At 40.1% G+C, this 20,463-nt stretch carries 20 protein-coding genes; 14 read left to right on the top strand and 6 right to left on the bottom strand.

Annotation, left to right across the window (positions count from 1 at the left end; genetic code table 11):
- Position 1 precedes the first annotated feature (1 nt).
- Positions 2-343, bottom strand: coding sequence for a lipopolysaccharide assembly LapA domain-containing protein (locus tag H3V11_RS08645; RefSeq protein WP_025330836.1), 342 nt, complete (start codon positions 341-343; stop codon positions 2-4).
- A gap of 329 nt (positions 344-672) precedes the next feature.
- Between H3V11_RS08645 and H3V11_RS08640 the strand changes: the two genes are divergently transcribed.
- The 7 genes from H3V11_RS08640 (at position 673) to H3V11_RS08610 (ending at position 6,548) form a co-directional block, all read left to right on the top strand.
- Positions 673-1,596, top strand: coding sequence for a branched-chain amino acid transaminase (locus H3V11_RS08640; RefSeq protein WP_041879414.1), 924 nt, complete (start codon positions 673-675; stop codon positions 1,594-1,596).
- Positions 1,597-1,688: 92 nt separating this feature from the next.
- Complete coding sequence (locus H3V11_RS08635) at positions 1,689-1,880, top strand: zinc-finger domain-containing protein (RefSeq protein ID WP_037395126.1); 192 nt, start codon at positions 1,689-1,691, stop codon at positions 1,878-1,880.
- 134 nt (positions 1,881-2,014) lie between these two features.
- Positions 2,015-2,971 carry a thioredoxin-disulfide reductase gene (gene trxB / locus H3V11_RS08630; protein WP_198224389.1) on the top strand — a complete coding sequence of 319 codons (957 nt, stop codon included), beginning with the start codon at positions 2,015-2,017 and terminating at the stop codon, positions 2,969-2,971.
- A 157-nt stretch (positions 2,972-3,128) separates the two neighbouring features.
- The gene (fabI, locus tag H3V11_RS08625) at positions 3,129-3,938 is read left to right on the top strand and encodes an enoyl-ACP reductase FabI (RefSeq protein ID WP_025330840.1); all 810 of its coding nucleotides are present in this window, start codon (positions 3,129-3,131) and stop codon (positions 3,936-3,938) included.
- A 267-nt stretch (positions 3,939-4,205) separates the two neighbouring features.
- Positions 4,206-4,550, top strand: coding sequence for a hypothetical protein (locus H3V11_RS08620; RefSeq protein ID WP_198224387.1), 345 nt, complete (start codon positions 4,206-4,208; stop codon positions 4,548-4,550).
- A 270-nt stretch (positions 4,551-4,820) separates the two neighbouring features.
- A complete protein-coding gene (gene mscL / locus H3V11_RS08615) occupies positions 4,821-5,270 on the top strand; it encodes a large conductance mechanosensitive channel protein MscL (protein ID WP_025330856.1) in 450 nt (149 codons plus the stop codon).
- A gap of 216 nt (positions 5,271-5,486) precedes the next feature.
- Complete coding sequence (locus tag H3V11_RS08610; protein WP_198211077.1) at positions 5,487-6,548, top strand: hypothetical protein; 1,062 nt, start codon at positions 5,487-5,489, stop codon at positions 6,546-6,548.
- Between the two features lie 59 nt (positions 6,549-6,607).
- On the opposite strand, the gene H3V11_RS08605 is transcribed toward H3V11_RS08610, so the two are convergent.
- Positions 6,608-7,294: a glutathione S-transferase family protein gene (locus H3V11_RS08605; protein ID WP_198224385.1), complete on the bottom strand. Its 687-nt coding sequence runs from the start codon at positions 7,292-7,294 to the stop codon at positions 6,608-6,610.
- Positions 7,295-7,479: 185 nt separating this feature from the next.
- Here H3V11_RS08605 and H3V11_RS08600 point away from each other — a divergent pair, with 185 nt between their 5' ends.
- The 5 genes from H3V11_RS08600 (at position 7,480) to H3V11_RS11980 (ending at position 11,383) form a co-directional block, all read left to right on the top strand.
- Entirely contained in the window at positions 7,480-8,328 is an 849-nt protein-coding gene (locus tag H3V11_RS08600) for a 23S rRNA (adenine(2030)-N(6))-methyltransferase RlmJ (RefSeq protein ID WP_084564393.1), read from the top strand.
- 278 nt (positions 8,329-8,606) lie between these two features.
- Positions 8,607-9,587: a class 1 fructose-bisphosphatase gene (locus H3V11_RS08595; RefSeq protein WP_198224383.1), complete on the top strand. Its 981-nt coding sequence runs from the start codon at positions 8,607-8,609 to the stop codon at positions 9,585-9,587.
- 53 nt (positions 9,588-9,640) lie between these two features.
- Positions 9,641-10,132, top strand: coding sequence for a peptidylprolyl isomerase (locus tag H3V11_RS08590; protein ID WP_084551241.1), 492 nt, complete (start codon positions 9,641-9,643; stop codon positions 10,130-10,132).
- A 463-nt stretch (positions 10,133-10,595) separates the two neighbouring features.
- The gene (locus tag H3V11_RS08585; protein ID WP_198224381.1) at positions 10,596-11,027 is read left to right on the top strand and encodes a carboxymuconolactone decarboxylase family protein; all 432 of its coding nucleotides are present in this window, start codon (positions 10,596-10,598) and stop codon (positions 11,025-11,027) included.
- Between the two features lie 227 nt (positions 11,028-11,254).
- Positions 11,255-11,383: a hypothetical protein gene (locus H3V11_RS11980; RefSeq protein WP_255516528.1), complete on the top strand. Its 129-nt coding sequence runs from the start codon at positions 11,255-11,257 to the stop codon at positions 11,381-11,383.
- A gap of 131 nt (positions 11,384-11,514) precedes the next feature.
- Here the strand turns inward: H3V11_RS11980 and H3V11_RS08580 are convergent, their stop codons facing one another.
- From H3V11_RS08580 to H3V11_RS08565, 4 genes are all read right to left on the bottom strand, one after another.
- The gene (locus tag H3V11_RS08580) at positions 11,515-12,006 is read right to left on the bottom strand and encodes a prokaryotic membrane lipolipid attachment site family protein (protein ID WP_084564387.1); all 492 of its coding nucleotides are present in this window, start codon (positions 12,004-12,006) and stop codon (positions 11,515-11,517) included.
- A 173-nt stretch (positions 12,007-12,179) separates the two neighbouring features.
- On the bottom strand, positions 12,180-13,112 hold the full coding sequence (cysK, locus tag H3V11_RS08575) for a cysteine synthase A (protein ID WP_037395155.1): 933 nt from the start codon (positions 13,110-13,112) through the stop codon (positions 12,180-12,182).
- A gap of 326 nt (positions 13,113-13,438) precedes the next feature.
- Positions 13,439-16,024, bottom strand: a complete 2,586-nt coding sequence (acnB, locus tag H3V11_RS08570) for a bifunctional aconitate hydratase 2/2-methylisocitrate dehydratase (protein WP_084551246.1) — start codon at positions 16,022-16,024, stop codon at positions 13,439-13,441.
- 233 nt (positions 16,025-16,257) lie between these two features.
- Positions 16,258-17,157 carry a M48 family metallopeptidase gene (locus H3V11_RS08565; protein WP_084551247.1) on the bottom strand — a complete coding sequence of 300 codons (900 nt, stop codon included), beginning with the start codon at positions 17,155-17,157 and terminating at the stop codon, positions 16,258-16,260.
- 364 nt (positions 17,158-17,521) lie between these two features.
- Between H3V11_RS08565 and trkA the strand changes: the two genes are divergently transcribed.
- Complete coding sequence (gene trkA / locus H3V11_RS08560) at positions 17,522-18,919, top strand: Trk system potassium transporter TrkA (protein WP_025330867.1); 1,398 nt, start codon at positions 17,522-17,524, stop codon at positions 18,917-18,919.
- A gap of 12 nt (positions 18,920-18,931) precedes the next feature.
- Positions 18,932-20,437, top strand: a complete 1,506-nt coding sequence (locus tag H3V11_RS08555; protein ID WP_198224375.1) for a TrkH family potassium uptake protein — start codon at positions 18,932-18,934, stop codon at positions 20,435-20,437.
- Positions 20,438-20,463 lie beyond the last annotated feature (26 nt).

The following is a 20,463-nucleotide window of genomic DNA, read 5'->3' as shown; positions in this document are numbered from 1 at the left end:
ATTAATTATTTACTTTCTTCTGATCAGAATTACCGGATTGTGACTGAGTAGCAGTAGTGGCAAGATTTTCAGTATGTACTGCCTGAGCGGCTGCCTTAATTTGTTTATCGAGCTTAGCCTGTAACTGATTGACCTGACTGCGCAGACGTAATAATCGCCCAAACATGGCAAACACACCAAAAACAGCACCAATAATAAAAAATATCAGTAATAGGACAATTAATGGCAAATTGACAGTTTGTCCGGGTAAGTAATTGAATGCAGTCATTTGTGTATTGCTTACAGCAAGCAGCAACAATATCAGCAACACCACTATTTTTATTAATGCATAAATAATTTTCATACTTATTCACCTTACACTGTACTGTTTTCTGAAGGTTTAATCAGACGTCAGATACAAGCCGGATTATTGAGGAAGCAACACAGTTTAAACGATTTCACGCCTTTTTAGCAAAAACTGCCCCCTGCTTTCAGCATTGGCAAGCAAAACTGGCAGTGATAATATTTACTTTTACATAAAGTAACAGCGGCTATCGGCTAAAGATAAGACCAACAGCTGTTGTTACCATTATTTTTTGTACTGCCTAGTCACCAATCCTGCCTTGCCCTATCCATTGCAACACAGGGTTCCGGCCACCGCAGCTTAATGTCTTATTTTGGAGAAGTTTTATTATGTCTATGGCCGACCAAGACGGTTTTATCTGGTTTAATGGTAATCTTGTTGAGTGGAGAAATGCTCAAACTCATGTTTTAACTCATACATTGCATTATGGTATGGGGGTTTTCGAAGGCGTACGTGCTTATGAAACGCAAAACGGAACAGCTATTTTCCGTTTACAGGATCATACTAAACGTCTGTTTAACTCCGCTAAAATTACTGGCATGCATCTGCCATTCACAATGGAAGAAATCAATCAGGCTCACATTGAAGTAGTTAAAGCCAACAAACTGGCTTCCTGCTATTTTCGACCTATGGCTTTTTATGGTTCAAACAAACTGGGTGTAGCACCAGATCAAAATGATGTACAGGTAATTGTGGCTGCCTGGCCATGGGGAGCCTATCTTGGCGAAGAAGGTATGCAAAAGGGTATTCGCGTGCAAATCAGCTCGTTCACCCGTCATCACCCCAATATCACCATGATTAAAGCCAAAGCCAATGGCAACTACATGAATTCTATTATGGCTAATACCGAAGCTACCCGTAATGGCTATGATGAAGCCATTATGCTGGATTCAAACGGTTTTGTTGCTGAAGGATCTGGGGAAAATATATTTATCGTCAATGATGGTAAACTTTACACACCGGCTCTGGATGCAGCTTTGGATGGGATTACTCGGCGTACAGTAATGGCTATCGCAGCTGATATGAATTTAACCGTTACTGAAAAGCATATTACTCGTGATGAAGTTTATTGCGCAGACGAAGTATTCTTTACAGGCACGGCAGCTGAAGTCACACCTATCCGTGAAGTTGACGGTCGCGTAATTGGCTGTGGCTCCCGCGGTACGTTGACTACAGAGATTCAGCAGCGATATTTTGACATTGTTCATGGCAAAAATACCAAATATGAATCCTGGCTGACTTATATCATTTAATTATCTGAATAAAAGGCCTGATTACAACATTATTTGCTGTAATCAGGCCTGTTTTGTATGATTAGCTCTCAGCTTAACCAAGGGAAATAATTATGAGTAATACAGCCCAATCAGTTACAACCATTACACCGCATGATTTACCATTGATATGTACCGGCCCGGAACATGAAACATGGAATGGCCATCCCCGAGTATTTTTACCCATTCAATCTAACAGTAGTATTGAATGCCCCTATTGTGGCAAACAATATCATCTGGATGGTATTGCTGATAATCATCACTAACTTTGTTCAGGCGTGCAGATAACCAATAACTACTCTATTAAATTGAAATTGGAGAATTTAATTCTTTTTTGATATTGTGGTACAGTTACCTCCATTTATCCTACCTAGTATTGCCCAAATAATAAGGAAATGTCATGAGCGAACTCACACACAGCCGATTAATTATCCTTGGTTCCGGACCTGCCGGTTATACAGCTGCGGTTTATGCAGCCCGTGCAGGCTTGAAACCTACACTGATTACCGGTATGGCACAGGGTGGTCAGTTGATGACAACAACTGAAGTAGATAACTGGCCGGCTGATGTTAATGGTGTGCAGGGTCCTGAATTGATGCAGCGTTTTCTGGAACATGCCGAACGCTTTGGTACCAATATGATTTTTGACCATATCAATCAGGTGGATTTACAGCAGCGCCCATTTACTCTTATTGGTGATATGGGAAGTTACAGCTGTGATGCATTAATCATTGCAACAGGTGCTTCTGCCAAGTACCTGGGATTACCCAGTGAAGAAATTTTTGCCGGCAGAGGCGTTTCCGCGTGTGCTACCTGTGACGGCTTTTTCTACAAAGATCAGGATATAGCTGTTGTCGGCGGGGGTAATACTGCGATTGAAGAAGCTTTGTATCTGGCAAATATCGCACGTACCGTTACCCTGATACATCGCCGTGACAACTTTCGTGCTGAAAAAATCATGATTGACAGATTACTGGAGCGGGTAAAAGAAGGCAAAATCATTCTTAAACTTAATGCTACAGTTGATGAAATTCTTGGTGATGACAAAGGAGTAAATTCAGTACGCATCAATTATGCCGATAATGAAAGTGAAATTCTGGCAATAACCGGCATATTCATTGCTATTGGCCATCAGCCCAACACCGAAATTTTCAAAGGTCAGCTGGATATGGATGCAACAGGTTATCTCATTACCAAAGGTGGTAATGATGGCAACGTCGGCGCAACAAATATTCCTGGCGTATTTGCCGCAGGAGATGTGAAAGACCACATATACCGTCAGGCTATTACCAGCGCGGCATCAGGCTGTCAGGCTGCACTCGATGCAGACCATTATTTATCCGGATTAACTGAATAATTTTTTAATTATATTTAGTTATATATTGACCGGCTGAATGTCATCACATCAGCCGGTTTTAAAGTTTCTACTCTAGCGCTATATTTCGCGTAAAAGTAAATATTAGTTATAATGCGACCTTTAAGCTAAACACAAATCACGTTCAAGGATAATAATTATGGGCTTTTTGCAAGGCAAAAAAATCCTCATCACCGGTATGATTTCTGAACGCTCTATTGCCTATGGCATTGCCAAAGCCTGTCGTGAACAGGGAGCAGAACTGGCTTTCACCTATGTTGTAGACAAACTAGAAGACCGGGTACGCAAAATGGCTGCCGAACTGGGTTCAGAACTGGTATATCGCTGTGATGTACAAAGTGATGATGAAATCAGCCAGTTGTTTTCTGATTTGGGGAAAAGCTGGTCGCAGCTTGACGGTCTGGTACACGCTATTGCTTTTGCACCAAAAGAAGCCTTAAACGGGGATTTTCTGGATAGTATTACACGCGAAGCATTTATGACGGCTCATGAAGTATCTGCTTATAGCTTGCCTGCACTGGCTAAAGCTGCCCGTCCGTTAATGAGTGGCCATAACAGCTCTATTCTTGCCCTGACCTATCTTGGTGCAGTACGTGCCATACCTAACTATAATGTAATGGGCATGGCTAAAGCATCATTAGAAGCAGGTATCCGCTTCACAGCAGCCTGCCTCGGAGAGGAAGGAATTCGATGCAATGGTATTTCAGCAGGCCCGATTAAAACTCTTGCTGCTTCAGGCATTGCCAATTTCGGCCGTTTGCTGGCACATGTATCTGCACAAAATCCTATTCGTCGTAATATCACTATTGATGAAGTTGGAAATACTGCTGCTTTCTTGTTATCAGATTTGGCTTCAGGTATCACAGGCGAAATCACATATGTTGATGGCGGTTACAGTATCAATGCTCTGGGCGTACCAGAAGATCTGGTAAGTACTCATAACAGCTAAATTGTAAATAGTTTTATTAATACAAACTTAATTTAGAGTATATAAAATATTATGTATCAGCTGTTTTGATATAAAACTCAGTATATGCAAAGCCAAACTTTTTTCGGGTTTGGCTTTTGTAATGTAAGCTTTGAATCACTAAAGTCTATTTATTAATAATAATTTCGAATAATTCTATTATTTTTATTTATAATAGCAACAGAGCTGATGCCAGATGTAACTCCTCTCATCCCGACAATTCATTCGTGTATAAAATTTAAAAATATAATGAAGAAAACCATACTTTTTTTAATTTTATTATATTCAGCACTGGTACAGGCTGAATTTATTCATCCGATGGATTACGATGGTTCTCAGGAACAGAAAAAAGCAGTAAAACAATTTATTAAACAGCAGGTACAGCATGATTATTGTCAGGAATTAAATATTTGTAATGCATCTGCTCTGCGTAAAATGGAAAAGAAAAATTTCCGGGCATTTATGAAGGCAACGCATGCAACTGATAGAAAAGTCATGGATGAAGCGATTGACCATTGTATGCATTATATGGATATGTGCGAATATTCTATTATTGAACTTAAATATTCAGATATTAAGAAATCTGACAATTAAGCCAAGCTAATAAACAAAATCTGACTTACTTTATTATGCTACTAATCTGGTTTGCAAACTGTATATAAAGTAACCAGATTGACAAATTTAAGTTGAAGCCATCTGTTTTAATTATTCTATTCTCCTTAGCCAACTTAATTTATTCTTAATTAAGTTATATCTTTTATTATTTTTACATTGAATAACTTAGCTCTGGTATGACTGCCTGCTTTATCGCGCTACTATGAAAAAGCCAAATACTTGATTTTCAGGCCAACTATGGAGGCAAACATGAAATTTATTGAACAGTTTAAAGCTTTTTTATTACGAGGCAATGTTATTGATCTGGCTGTCGGTATGGTAGTCGGTACTGCTTTTACTAATATGGTGAAATCACTGGTAGATAATGTCATCATGCCACCAATTGGTCTGCTGATTGGCGGGGTAGATTTTTCCAATTTATTTATCACTTTACGCAGTGGTTCTAAATATCCGGGCCCGTATGAAACACTGGGTGCGGCACAGGCTGCTGGTGCGGTAACACTGAATATTGGTTTATTCATCAATACTGTTATTAGTTTAGTAATCATTGGATTTGCGATTTTTCTGGTTGTCAAAGGAATCGACAAACTGCATAAAAGCCCTGCACCAAAAGCCACCACAAAACAGTGCCCTCAATGCTGTACAGATATTCCGATTCAGGCAAAACGCTGTCCGAACTGCACATCTGAGTTAAATTAATTTAAAACATTATTATGTTTTAAATCGTGGTGTACACTATAAGTTATCAAACAAAATCTGAGTTTTTGAGACGATTGATAAAAGCTACAAATTGTATGTAGCTTTTTTTGCGCCAGCGAATTATATATATATTTTCAGGCAGGCAATGGATAAGTGTGCGTATTAAATATTTACTCAATATGCCACAGAAAATAATTTAAACTTACAGGAATAACAATGCAAAATAGCCCGACTCCGTTTTATAACCCTTTATTAAGCTATGAAGATAATTATCATCAAGGGCCTTTCGGTGATTTCAGAAATTTAAATGTATCTGCTGATATTCAAAGCCAGCCTGAGCGTTTTCTGAATATGGAGGTTAATTTACCTTTTGGTATTCCTGCCGGCCCTTTGTTAAATGCAAATTTTATTCGGGCTGCATTTAAGCATGGTTTTGATTTATGTGTTTATAAAACTGTCCGAAGCCGAGCTCAGGCCAGCCACCCGTTGCCTAATGTTCTATCTATTCATCCTGCCGGTAAGCTTTCTGCTAATGTGGATACTGTTCTGGCTGATAATCAGTACACTCAGCCTTTATCTATAACAAATTCTTTTGGCGTACCTTCTTATAATCCGGATATCTGGCAGGCTGATATGGCAGAAGCAATTCAGGCTGCGCAGAAAGGCCAATATGTTATCGGCAGCTTTCAGGGAACACCGGGTAATGAATCCAGTATAGAAAAAGATTATGCCCGAACGGCCGTTCTAGTAAATGAAACAAAGGCACCGATACTGGAAGCTAATTTAAGCTGTCCGAATGAAGGGGTAAATAAATTATTGTGCTTTGATTTTGACAAAGTGGAGCGGATAGCTAAAGAAATTAAAAATGCTGTTCCGGATAAACCTTTGTTTCTGAAACTAGCGTATTTTGCAGATGATAATGCTATCTTCCCCTTATTAAGTAAGCTGGACGGAGTAGTTGACGGCTACAGTACTATAAATACGTTATCAGCCAGACCGGTTGATGCAGATGGTAAACCTGCTTTAGGTACAGACCGACCTACCGGTGGTGTTTGTGGTGATGCCATCCGCTGGGCCGGATTAGAAATGGTAGAACGTCTGGCCAGATTAAGAGCCCGTCTGCAAAACCATTTTGCGATTATTGGTGTTGGCGGTGTAAGCTGTACTGAACATTATCAGGCTTACCGTGCCGCCGGAGCTGATGCTGTGATGAGTGCTACTGGTGCCATGTGGAATTCGCAGCTGGCTATAGAAATTAAGAAAAGTCTGAATAAATAATATAAAAGCAGACAGCCGGAAGTTGATCAGGCTGTCTGCTTTATATGTTCAGAATTTTTTCATCGCTTTATGCGATAAGGTTCATCCATAGCAATAAAATCTTTTTCTTCAAGCGCCTGAGCAATCCATGCTGCTACTGCTTCATTGGCACATAATGCATTTATATAATTAGTCAGTATTGCTGAAGTATGAATTTGGAAACCTTTTAATCTTAAACACATGGGTGCATAAAAAGCATCGGCAATACTAAATTTACCAAATAGAAACGGTCCTTCAGATACAGCCAGAAATGATGACAAATGCTGATCAAGGAAATCAATTTCTTGTTTTACTGCGGGAAAATCCCGCAGGATAATCTGGCCGATTTCAGGCAGCACTGCCTCAATATTCATGGGTAAATGCCGGCGTATATGATTATAACCATTATGCATTTTAGCCACTATACTTCTTGCTCTGGCACGGGCTTTATAGTCTTGCGGCCATAATGCCAGTTCCGGATGTTGTTCTGCAAGATATTCACAAATTGCCAGAGAATCACTAACAATCAGATCATCATCTGTTAATACAGGCACAGTACCATAAGGATTGAGCGGCAGTATGGTTTGTTTAAAAACCGAATCGGGTGCAAAACTGTCAAAGCTTACCAGATGCTCAGTAAAATCTATCTGAAAATGCTTCATGACTACCCATGGCCGCATTGACCAGGTAGAATAATTTTTATTGCCGATATAAAGTGTGTAATTCATTCGCTTTTCTCTTTTAGTAGTCATATTTTCTAATTGATTAAGCATAGTATCAGCTTAATCTTGTGTAATCTAGCGCAAAGAAAAGATAAATCAGAAAAGTGCTTTAATACAGATTTTTTTGCCCGTGCCGGTAAATTCGGTACAATAACAGGCTAAATTAATCAGTCCTACAGCAGTTATTGTACATGCTCAGCTATCGCCATGCTTTTCACTCCGGTAATCATGCCGACATTCTTAAACATTATTGTCTGATGACAGTACTGGAATATTTCAAACTGAAAGACAAACCTTTTTGCTATGTTGATACTCATGCAGGTGCAGGGTTATATAGTCTGATCAGTAAAGAAGCTCAGAAGGTTGGTGAATACAGGGAGGGAATCGGCAGGCTTCTGGCTGCAACTAATCTGGATAATAGTTTAGAACAATTCCGTAATGCTGTTGTCTCCTGCCTGCCGGATGATACAAATCTTTATTGCGGCTCCCCATGGCTGGCTCAGGCTCTGGCTCGCGAACAGGATCGTCTGCGCCTGTTTGAATTACATCCCGCGGATGCAGAACTATTGCGTAATAATATGCGTAATATTAAACAGCCAAACCGTGCTCAAGTTTTTTGCGATGATGGCTTTAAAGGTCTGCTATCTATGCTACCCCCACCAAGCCGGCGTGCAGTCGTGTTAATTGATCCGCCATATGAATTAAAGCAAGATTACCAACAGGTAACAGACACGCTTAAGACCGCCCTGAAAAAATTTGCTAGTGGCTGTTATTTAATATGGTATCCATGTCTGAGCCGTGGTGAAAGTCTGAAATTACCCCAAAATCTGCAAAAACTGGCTCCTGATAATTTTGTTCAGGCAGAATTGTATGTACACGCACCACGCCCGGATGGTTTTGGTATGCACGGCAGTGGTATGTTTATTATCAATCCGCCGTACACATTGCCCGGGATACTGGAAAAGGTATTACCGGCAATGACTCGGTTACTGGCTCAGGATGACAGCGCACATTTCGTTCTTAACTCTGTGATTGCCTGAATATAAATAATTTATGGTTAGTAAAGTCTGTTATTTAGTCGGGAAAAGTTAAAGCTATTCTGTAAGCTTTCATGCGAAGTGTATCCGGCCTGTAATAAATAAATCAAGAAGATCGGATTAAAGTGGAAATCCGCAATCATTATCGCTGAATAACTTCATTGATTTTCTGAAAAAAATCATTCAAAGATAAATAAAATCTAATGTATATAGTGATTAAACGAGCTGAATAATACTTAAGAAATGTATAATAACAGTGAGTTTTAAAAGGGAGTATTCGCATGTCTGTTTTACTGTCTGATTATCTGCAACAGCAGCAGCAAAAATATGCTGTTACATCGAATTTGCCTGATGTGATTACGAGCATTAGTCAGGCCTGTCTACACATTAATCGTGAAATACGCATGGGCGCTCTGGATAATATTCTGGGCAGTGCTCATACTGGTAATATACAAGGTGAAGAGCAGAAAAAACTGGATGTTTTATCCAATCAGATTATAATTGATACCCTCTCTGCTAATCCGGCTATTGCCGGACTGGCCAGCGAGGAAGAGGATTCATTTGTTACAGCCAGTCAGAATGGACAGTTTCTGGTGTTATTCGACCCACTGGATGGAAGTTCCAATATTGATGTGAACATATCAATCGGGACTATTTTTTCGGTATTGGCTAAGCCGGATGGTGCGCTTACTACAGAAAGCTTTTTACAATCCGGCCGGCTACAGCTTGCCAGTGGTTATGTGCTGTACGGACCGCAAACCATTCTGGTACTGACATTGAAACATGGTATTGCCATGTTTACTCTGAATGAACATAACCAGTTTCAACTGACTCAGGAAAATCCGCAGATACCAGTATCTACAGCTGAATTTGCTATTAATATGTCTAATCAGCGCCACTGGCAGCCAGCTATGCAAAATTATATTGCTCAGTTGCTGGCAGGTAAAAGTGGCTGTCGCGGAAAAGACTATAATATGCGCTGGGTGGCATCGATGGTAGCCGAGGTGCACCGGATTCTTATTCGCGGCGGTATCTTTACTTATCCGCAGGATAATCGCAATCCTGATAAACCTGGTAAGCTACGCTTAATGTATGAAGCAAATCCTATGAGTTTACTGGTTGAGCAAGCTCAAGGGGCTGCTACAAACACCCGTCAGAACATTCTTGATATTCAGCCAGAAGGCCTGCATCAGCGTGTAGCCGTTGTACTTGGCAGCAAGGAAGAAGTAGACTACGTTACTGCTATGCATAATGCAGACTAACCGTTGCAGATCATTCTGCAATTTTTTTATTTTACTCCCCTCAGGAGATTTTAATGATTAAATTAACTACGAATTTTGGTGTTATCGGTATTGAGCTTGACCATAAGAAAGCACCCAAAACCGCTGAAAATTTCGAACGCTATGTTCGTGAAGGCTTTTATGATGGCACCATTTTTCACCGGGTTATCGATAATTTTATGATTCAGGGTGGCGGCTTTGATAAAGATATGCAACAAAAACCCACTCATGAACCGATTGAAAATGAAGCCAATAATGGTTTGAAAAATGATCGCTATACTATTGCAATGGCTCGTACCATGCAGCCTCATTCAGCCAGCGCACAATTTTTCATCAATGTAAAAGATAATGATTTTCTGAACCATACTAAACCGGATTTACACGGCTGGGGATATGCTGTATTTGGTAAGGTAGTTGAAGGACAGGATGTAGTTGATAAGATTAAAGGCGTCAAAACCGGTAATCATGGCCCGCATCAGGATGTACCAGTTGAAAATGTGATTATTGAAAAAGCTGAAATTGTTTAAATAACATTAAAATAAATGCATTAGATAATCCTGATGCATTTTAAAACAGCAATTAACTGCTTTTTTAACTCTTTTTTGTATAATTAATGAAGTCTTCATAAGCAAAATTTTTCGGCAATGAAAAATTTTGCTAAAGATTTACTTCAATAATTAAAATACAAGGAAGACTTAATGAATATAGTAACTTTCAAACTTAAAAAACGGTTGGAAGAATTACTGGCTAAATTTGAAGAACATAATAAATTTTTAGATTAATATTTTGCTAAAATAAGTTAATAGCATCAAATCCTTTAGACAATAAAACTGGTGCTATTATTAACGTAAAGAACAAAATCATTAATATTGCAAATATATTAATATTATTTGTGGTAAGAATGATGATTAATTTTAATGTTATAGTTAGTTATGCCGCTGCATTATTAATATATTTAGCAGACAATAATGATAATAAGGAGATGAGAACATGAAAAATCTTAGAATGAAATATTTTGACTTATCGCCAGAACTCATGAGTGGTTTTAGAGCCGTGAAAGTCGCCCTTGGGAAAAGCGTTGTTGAACAGAATCTTATTGAGTTGGTCTATCTCAGAGTTTCTCAAATTAATGGATGTGCATATTGCCTGAATCTACATACAAATTCCTTGCTAAAAGCTGGTGAAACGCAGCGCCGCATATCTGAAGTGGCCGGATGGCGTGTTAGTGATCAATTTTCTAAAAAAGAACAAGCGGCATTGAACTGGGCAGAACAGTTAACGCTAATATCGACAAGCCACGCCGATGATGAGTCGTTTGAGTTATTAAAAAATTTCTTCAATGATACAGAGATATCTGACCTTACATTTGCAATATCGCTGATGAATGGAATGAACAGACTTGCCATTTCTATGCGGCAATGAGGTGCATTATGGGCAATGTTGAATAGTTGACTTAAGTAAGGTGTAGGTTATTTAGGAATCAGAGTTTAGGTGCTGGTAATTTCTTTTTTAAGGCCTTAAGTACTTATCCAAATAGTGATGCAGACTATAACTATCTTGAAAAAGAATTTATTATACCTAAGGGAAGGACTACAAAAGCTTTTCATTAAATTTTTATATAAAGTCATTAAAAGCGTTGCGGCATAGTAATGAGTGATTCACTTGAAGAAGCGAAAAACATTATGAAGTCAGATCCATTCTGTGTTTATGATCTTGTTGATTTAGAATTTACTTTATTTCAAGCTGCTAAAATCCCGCCTAACTTATTAAGTAATTAAGTCCATATTTTCACAGCAGGCAGTCTTGTTAAAGGCTGCTTTTTTATGCTATCAAAGAAACTGTATCTATGAATAAAACAATACCCTGCTAAACTATTTTGGCAGGGTATTTAGCTATAACATTAAATGATTTATTGAAGTGGCTTCATATTCATCACTTCCATCAGGAAGTTGGTGAATGCCGGATTAGCCGGTTTGGAGCGCATTACCGGCCAGCGCTGCTGCCAGCCTGATAAAGCATTCTGAATATAAGCTTTTGATTGTGCTGTATCGATTGAACCTTGCTGACTTTCAACCACACTGCGTAAATAAATGGCATACATGTCATCATCTACCATGTTATGCCCTACCTGAGCAATGCGAAACTGATCCAGTAATTGTGCAGCCTGAACTTTGGTCATGCTTCCCTGTGAAACCTGAAAGCTCAGGCGGGTAGCTTCATCACGGATTCGTGCCACATCAGACCAATGACTGCTGGCTAAATGAAATTCGTTACTTCCAGTACCATCTACCACCTGTACTGGTTTAACTTCTTTATTATTCTTAGCCGTTAAAGGGTTTTTAACAGATGAACAACCACCCAAAAAGGCTGCAACGACACATAATGCTAATGTTTTTTTCATCATTTGTTTACTCAGTATATTGCTTGAAAATATTGCTTAAAACAAAATTAAAAGCCAGCTAGCTTAAGCGTGTGGCTGTACATATATCGTTTACAATTGTAACACAGCCATGACTGTAATAAAAAACCGAACCAGTTGTTTTCTGGTTCGGCATTATTCAGGCAAATAAATTATCAGGCTAGATCTGCAAATAGTGGTGTAGAAAGATAACGCTCACCATAAGAAGGAATTAAAACTACAATCAGTTTATTTTTGTTTTCCGGTTTAGCTGCAAGCTGCAGGCCTGCCCATACAGCAGCACCGGAAGATATACCGACCAGAATACCTTCTTTAGATGCCATGGCACGTGCAGTATCAAAACAAACATCGTTCGGCACTTCAATAATACCATCATATATTTTGGTATTCAGAGTTTTGGGAATGAAACCTGCGCCAATACCCTGAATCGGGTGCGGCCCCTTGCAACCACCGGACAATACCGGAGAAGCTTCAGGTTCAACTGCATAAATTTCTACTTCAGGTTTCTTCTCTTTCAATACTTCACCTACCCCGGTTATGGTACCTCCTGTACCGACACCGGCTACGAAAATATCGATTTTGCCATCGGTATCATGCCATATTTCCTGTGCAGTAGTTTCACGGTGAATCTCCGGATTAGCCGGATTTTCAAACTGTTGCGGCATAAAATATTTTTTCGGGTCTGAATCAACGAAAGCCTGTGCACGGGCAATGGCACCAGACATGCCTTCTGCTCCGGGCGTTAATACCAGCTCAGCGCCAAAAGCACGCAATAACATGCGCCGTTCTTTACTCATTGTTTCCGGCATGGTAATAATCAGTTTATATCCGCGTGCAGCGCAAACCATGGCCAGCCCAATACCGGTATTACCGCTTGTCGGTTCTACAATCACTGTATCAGAATGAATTTTACCGGCCTTTTCTGCAGCATCAATCATACTGGCTGCTATTCTATCCTTAACACTATTGCCCGGATTAAAAAATTCCAGTTTGACTACAACTTTACCCGGTAAACCCGCACTTAGACGATTCAACTGTACCAGTGGTGTATTACCAATTAAATCGGTGATGCTAGAGGCGATATTCATTTATTATCCTTCGTCATGAGAAACTATCTTTGTTATCTTAGATGAAAATTATGACCAGTCTAAATAATTTATATGCGGATAGATACAATTAATATTTATATAGGCGTACTAAATATATATGATATAGGCTTAAAATATTAATATTATTGCTAAAATGCTAGCAATTATTATAACAGTAATCTGAAAAATTATTTAATCTTAACATTTTGAAAACTACTCAATTAGAAAGCTTATGCAGGTTTGATATTGTCATAAAAATTTCAGCCAATAAAAAAGCTGCCGTCACCAGCAGCCTTTTGTACAGCAATCAGTATATATGTTACATCTTAGGCATCCACTTTAGCCGCTACATCTACATATTCCTGAATTTCATTGAAGTTCATATAACGATAAATTTCAATACCTTTATCATTGATAATGGCGATATTTTCGCGATATTCATCGATATTCGGAATATGTCCCAGTTTTGAACAGATGGCTGCCAGTTCGGCTGAGCTTAGATATACCTTGGTATTTTTACCCAGTCGGTTCGGAAAATTACGGGTAGAGGTTGAAACGACAGTTGATCCCTCTCTTGCCTGTGCCTGATTACCCATACATAAAGAACAGCCCGGCATTTCCATACGCGCACCTACCCGGCCAAGAATACCGTAATACCCTTCATCAGACAGTTCTTTAGCATCCATCTTGGTAGGAGGAGCTACCCACAGCCGGACTGGCAGATCAGATTTACCATCCAGTAATGCAGAGGCGGCACGATAATGACCAATATTTGTCATGCATGAGCCGATAAATACTTCATCGATATGGGTACCGGCCACGTCAGACAAGGTTTTCACATCATCCGGATCATTCGGGCAAGCCAGAATAGGCTCTTTAATCTCATCCATATTGATATCAATAATGGCAGCATATTCTGCATCAGCATCAGCTTCAAGTAATTTCGGTTCTGCCAGCCACTGCTCCATTTTTTCAATACGGCGTTTCAGTGTGCGTGCATCCTGATAACCATTGGCAATCATGTTTTTCAGCAATACGATATTGGATTTGAGATACTCCTCAATAGGTTCTTTGTGCAGTTTTACCGTACAGCCGGCAGCTGAACGCTCAGCAGAAGCATCTGTGAGCTCAAAGGCCTGCTCAACTTTCAAGTCCGGTAAACCTTCGATTTCCAAAATTCGGCCAGAGAAAATATTCTTTTTACCTGCCTTGGCAACGGTAAGTAACCCCTCTTTAATAGCCTGCAAGGGAATAGCATTAACCAAATCACGCAAAGTAATACCCGGCTGCATTTTACCGGAGAAGCGTACCAGTACTGACTCCGGCATATCCAGCGGCATAACACCGGTTGCAGCAGCAAAAGCTACCAGACCGGAACCAGCGGGGAATGAAATACCCAACGGAAAGCGTGTATGTGAATCACCACCAGTACCTACCATATCGGGTAGCAGCATGCGGTTTAGCCAAGAATGAATAATGCCGTCGCCCGGACGTAGTGCCACACCACCGCGTGAAGACATGAATACCGGCAATTCTTTATGGGTTTTAACATCAACCGGTTTCGGATAAGCGGCGGTATGGCAGAAAGATTGCATCACCAAATCCGCACTAAATCCCAGACAGGCCAGATCTTTCAGCTCATCACGGGTCATAGGACCTGTAGTATCCTGTGAACCGACTGTGGTCATACGTGGTTCACAATAAGTACCCGGGCGAATACCCTGACCTTCCGGCAAACCACAAGCGCGGCCAACCATTTTTTGTGCCAGAGTAAAGCCGGCAGTGCTTGGCGCCGGAGACTGTGGCAAGCGGAAAACTTCTGAATGCCCCAGATTTAATGCATCTCTGGCTTTAGCAGTCAGACTACGACCAATAATCAGATTAATACGGCCACCCGCCTGAACTTCATCCAGAATTACCTGTGATTTCAATTCAAATTCAGCAACTGTTTCGCCGTTTTTAATAATTTTGCCTTCATAAGGCAAAATATCAACTACATCGCCCATTTCCAATTTGGATACATCAACTTCTATAGGCAATGCACCTGAGTCTTCCTGTGTGTTGAAGAAAATCGGAGCAATTTTGCCACCAAGACATACGCCGCCGAAGCGTTTATTCGGTACATAAGGGATATTTTTACCGGTATGCCAGATTACGGAATTTGTTGCTGATTTACGTGACGAACCTGTACCAACTACATCACCTACATAGGCAACCAGATTACCTTTGGCTTTCAGCTCAGCCAGTTGTCTGATTGGTCCCACCTCACCCGGTTTATCGGGTTGAATACCTTCACGCGGATTTTTAAGCATAGCCAGTGCATGCAAAGGAATATCCGGACGGCTCCACGCATCAGGTGCAGGTGATAAATCATCGGTATTGGTTTCACCTACTACTTTAAATACTGTGACCGTGATTTTTTCCGGAACTTTTTCACGCGCAGTAAACCATTCTGCATTAGCCCATGATTCAATGACTTCCTTTGCATACTGATTACCAGCACGCATTTTTTCTTCTACATCGTGGAATGCATCAAACATCAGTAAGGTATGTTTTAAGGCATTGGCTGCAGTAGAAGCCAATTCTTCATTATCAAGAAATTCTATTAAAGGCTGGACGTTATATCCACCCAGCATGGTACCCAGCAATTCAACAGCGAAAGTCGGTGTAATTAACGGACTGGTAACAGTTTTCTCTGCAACTGCGCCCAGAAAGGATGCTTTTACTTTAGATGCATCATCTACACCCGGCGGTACACGATGCGACAGCAGCTCAACCAGAAATTTTTCTTCTCCTTTGGGAGGATTTTTCAGCAATTCAACCAACTCTTCTGTTTGCTTAGCTGTAAGCGGCAATGGCGGAATACCCAGTGCTTCGCGTTCAGCAGCGGCTGCGCGGTAGGCTTCTAACATCTTGAATGTCCTTAATGTAATGGTTTTTTAAATTTTTCTTGTAAATTTATTATGCATTCCCAATGCAATAATATGAATGATAACCGAAAACAGGGACGATTGAAATAATTTGTAGTCGAATGTAGTCAGGATAAGAAAATGTAAAGATTAAAATAAAAGCAGCCTCAGACAGGCTGCTGAAAATAATATAGGACAGAATTTAATCTGAAGAAATCAATCTTATTTATTTAAATTCAGGAACGACTTTTCTTTTTAGTGGTTCCTTTTCGCGCACCACTTCCCTGTGTGTTTTTACTTTGACTAATCCCGGTTTTTTGCATTGTCAGATTATTTTGTTTTGCCTGCTCATAAACAGGTAATACCTCTGGCAGCATTTTCTTCAGTGCATTAATACGGGCATCATTGCTCGGGTGAGTAGAGAGTAAGCTTGTGCCACGGTTATTACCCATAACTTTATTCATTTTTTCCCATACCGTAATGGCTGCATGCGGATCATATCCAGCCTGTGCCATTAGTTTCAGCCCGCCGGCATCTGCCAGACTTTCCTGATGACGTGAGAAAGGCAGGGTCAGCCCAAACTGATTTAAAACATCTTTATAAATGCCTACATTGTTGGCACTGGCACCTGTTTTTGACTGTAAGGCAGAACTACCTATTTCAAGAGCAACACTAGTCAGAATTTGCTGACCGGCAGCTTTTTTGCTGTGCTCCTGAAGAGCATGCGTCATTTCGTGACCAATAATTGCCGCAATTTCATCATCACTCAGATTCAGACGATTAACAATACCGGTATAAACCACCATTTTTCCACCCGGCATTGCAAAGGCATTTGGTATTTCACTATTAATTACATTAAGCTGCCAGTCAAATGGTACGCCTGTCTGATTAGCTTCATTAGCATAAGGTACTAATCGCTGAAATATTGTATGTACACGCTTCGCAACAGGAGTATTGGTTTCAATTTCACCTTTGGCTTTAGCCTCCCCCATCATCTGAGTATAACTTTTGGCAGCAGCGGCATTTAATGTCTGAGTATCATAACCCATTACTTCTGCAACCTGAGCGCAACCACTCAAAGCCATTAAAACAGATGCCAGAGTAATTAATTTCGGTTTAAGCCTGATTAAATTCATAATTTATCCAAGTATAAAAGTAAATTGAAAATTAACACTTTTAAATGCCTTACATTTAGCTAAAAATGTAATAATGGGTTTTATTGTATTGTATTACATTAATTTACATATGATTAATTTAACTTAATAATACATTGAAGTATTCCATACTGCAATTTTCAACCGCCATCCGTGTTCGTCTGAATTATTATTAATACATAGATTCAATTATTTAAATATTATTCTTATCAGTTTTAAATCTATTTGGATTTTCTGCTATCTTTAATATTCAATTAACATAAGTGTCGTAGTTTTACACCAATATTTCCACCATTCAGCACAAAGGCTACAATAATGAAGGTACCACTGAGGTGATGTAAATAACGTGAAAATCCTGATACTCGGTTGCGGGCAGGTTGGTTCAACTATTGCCAGTAATCTGGCCAGAATGACTAATAATGATGTCACTATTATTGATATCAATGAGAGTGCCTTGCAGCAAATTAACCAACGCCTTGACGTACAAACTATTGTAGGCAATGGTGCCTGGCCTTCCGTATTGTCCGCAGCCGGTGCACAGGATGCAGACATGATATTAGCATTAACTCAGAATGATGAAACCAATATGGCAGCCTGCCGGATTGCCTATGCTCTATTCAATACACCTAACCGTATAGCCCGGGTTCGCTACAGCGATTTTGTTGAATTCGAAACCGGTAATAATAATTACAAAACCAGTCTGGACTTATTCAATATCACTGAAGCCATTAGTCCTGAGCAACTGGTAACAGAGCAAATCGTCAATTTATTACTACATTCCAGTGCGCTGCAAATTCTGCGATTTGCTCACGATAAAATTCGTTTACTGGTAATTCGTGCTCAGAATGGCGGTATGCTGGTCAATCAGCCCATCAGTAACCTGAAACAGCATCTGGAAGAAGGTGTAGATTGTCAGATTTGTGCTATCTACCGCAATAATCATCTGCTCGTTCCCACCGGAAGTACAGTCATACAGGAAGATGATGAGGTTTTTGTTCTTACACCCACAGCCTATCTAGAAAACATCATGCGTGAGCTGCGCCCGATTAACAAACGCACACGCAGGATAATGATTGCCGGTGGCGGAAATATTGGCTATCGCGTTGCCAAACAACTGGAAACTAAGCTGGATATCAAGATTATTGAACGAAAACAAAATCGTGCTGAATGGCTGGCTGAAAACCTAAACAATACTCTTGTACTGGTAGGTAATGCATCTGACGAAAGTCTGCTGGAAAACGAATATATCGATGAAATAGATGTGTTCTGTGCGCTTACTAATGATGATGAAAATAATATCATGTCGGCAATGCTAGCTAAAAATCTTGGTGCGAAAAGAGTAATGGCGATTATTAATCGCTCCAGCTACGTTGATTTATTGCAGGGAAGTGCCATTGATATCGTGATATCTCCGCATTTAATTACGATTGGTTCTATCCTGACTCATGTACATCTGGGCGATATTATGGCAGTTTATCCGTTACGCCGCGGTTCTGCAGAAGCGATTGAAGTTGTGCTGCACGGTGATCGCCATACATCTAAGTTAATCGGTCGTACCATGACTCAGCTGCGCCTGCCAGCCGGCTGTTATTTTGGCGCAGTCATACGCAATGAAAAAATAATTATGTATCATCAGGATACAGTTCTTGCAGATGGAGACCATGTTATATTTTTTATCGCTCGGCGTAAGGCTGTTCAGGATCTGGAAAAAATGATTCAGGTCAAACTGGGCTTTTTTGCTTAAGGCTGCCAGACTATGAGCCATTTTACCAATCGCTTTGTTTTGCATCACAAGGAATCAGGTTTTCTAAATAAAATTGCGCCTACGGCACATATTGTGGCTAAAACCGGTTTTCTGTTTTCCTTGTTACTGCTTGCTCCAGCGATTGTTTCTTTAATCTATATGGATCATGTATTTCCGGCATTTGCTTTCACTGCCGGCATTTGCATGAGTGTATGTGTAGTGGCATGGTTATTAACCATGCGCTATAACCGTGAATTGCGACCACGTGATGGTTATACACTGGTATTTATGCTGTGGATTGGCTTTGCGCTGATTGCCTGTCTGCCCTTTTATATTTATTTACCCGGACTAGGCTTTACTAACGCCTATTTTGAAGCTATTTCAGGGCTGACTACTACCGGTGCTACCATTATTACCAGTCTGGATTCACTTGCGCCATCATTGAATTTCTGGCGACACATGCTTAACTGGCTGGGAGGCATGGGTATTATTGTACTGGCTGTTGCGGTGATGCCAATGCTCGGCGTAGGAGGAACACAGCTATTCAAAGCAGAAATACCCGGTGTAAATAAAGACAGTAAGATGGCGCCGCGTATTTCTGAAACGGCTAAGCGCTTATGGGGTGTCTATGTATTATTTACTATAGTCACTTTACTGGCACTGCGTCTGGCCGGAATGAGTTGGTTTGATGCGGTCTGTCATGCCATGTCTGCTTTTTCACTGGGCGGATTTTCTACCCATGACAACAGTATTTCCTATTTTCATTCTGTTCCGATTGAAATTATTCTTAGTATTGCTACCTTATTAGGCGCAATCAATTTCAGTAATCATTTTAATGCATTACAGAAAGGCTCATTACGTTATTACTGGCGTGATGAAGAGGTAAGAGTTTTATTATGTGTTCTCTTATTCAGCATTGTCAGTATCAGTCTGTATCTGTGGTGGCATAGCTTTTATTCTTTTTCAGAAGCATTTCGCTACACCAGTTTTAATCTGATTTCAATCGGGCTGGCAAACGGTTACTCAAATACAGATTTTGCCAAATGGCCTTTAATCGCTTCATTATGGATGTTTTTTCTGTCCAATATACTATCTAACGGCGGTTCAGCCGGTGGCGGTATCAAAACGGTACGAGCTATTGTATTATTTAAATTCAGTCTGAGAGAAATGCTGCTGATGCTGCATCCAAATGCTGTCAGTATGGTTAAAATAAACGGCAGCAATATTCCTGATCGGCGTGCACTGACAGTAATGGCCTTTGTATTTGTATATGTGCTGACTATTATTTTATTCAGCTTTGCACTTATGATCAGCGGACTGGATTTTCTGTCTGCACTTACCGCTGCCATAAGCTGTATTACTAATGCCGGCCCCGGACTGGGTGCTGTAGGACCGGCCAATAATTTTGCTTTTCTTTCAGACATTCAAAAGTGGTTATGTATTATGATTATGCTACTTGGTCGTCTGGAAATTTTTACTGTTTTTATACTCTTTACGCCAGCTTACTGGAAAAAATAAATTACATTATGAGAAAAAGTGAAGGA

It is taken from the genome of Snodgrassella sp. W8158, from assembly GCF_016100435.1.
Taxonomy (GTDB): Bacteria; Pseudomonadota; Gammaproteobacteria; order Burkholderiales; family Neisseriaceae; genus Snodgrassella; species Snodgrassella alvi.
This window is presented reverse-complemented; position numbering and strand designations above follow the sequence as displayed.